Here is a 706-nt window from a genome sequence, read left to right on the forward strand (position 1 = left end):
AACTTAATGGGATCGATTTAAGTGATCCATCTTCTTCAGTACAACTGATGCAAGTGATGAGCGATCCGCAAGAACTGAATTTGACTGTTGAGCGAGATGGTCAGCAGTACGACATCTATATCCAATTGTAATACTTAGGCAACCAGCGTAAGTTCAGGGAGACATACGTGAAACATTGGTTTAGCAAAAGTGCTTGGTTACTGGCAGGGAGTCTACTCTGCGTTCCAGGCGCGATGGCAAATGAATTTAGTGCGAGTTTCAAAGGCACTGACATTCAAGAATTCATCAACATTGTTGGTCGTAACTTAGAAAAGACCATCATCGTTGACCCTTCGGTGCGCGGTAAAATCGACGTTCGCAGCTACGACGTGTTAAACGAAGAGCAATATTACAGCTTCTTCCTTAACGTGTTGGAAGTGTACGGCTATGCAGTCGTAGAAATGGACAACGGCGTACTCAAAGTCATCAAAGCAAAAGACTCTAAGACCTCTGCAATCCCTGTTATGGGTGATGGCAGCGCAAAAGGCGATAGCGTCATCACTCGTGTGGTTGCTGTGCGAAATGTCTCTGTTCGTGAATTGTCACCGCTATTGCGCCAGCTGATTGATAACGCTGGGGCGGGTAACGTGGTTCATTACGATCCAGCAAACATCATCCTGATCACCGGTCGTGCAGCGGTAGTAAACCGTCTAGCAGAAATCATCAA

1 protein-coding gene and 1 pseudogene are annotated in these 706 nt (G+C 46.0%); both read left to right on the top strand.

Features of this window, described 5'->3' with window-relative positions:
• A pseudogene (locus R7093_RS25545) lies at window positions 1–131 on the top strand (type II secretion system protein GspC); the annotation flags it as partial.
• A 36-nt stretch (window positions 132–167) separates the two neighbouring features.
• On the top strand, window positions 168–706 hold a 539-nt coding region (locus tag R7093_RS25550; RefSeq protein WP_318147061.1), incomplete at its 3' end, for a secretin N-terminal domain-containing protein.

Source organism: Vibrio sp. 1580, from assembly GCF_033340055.1.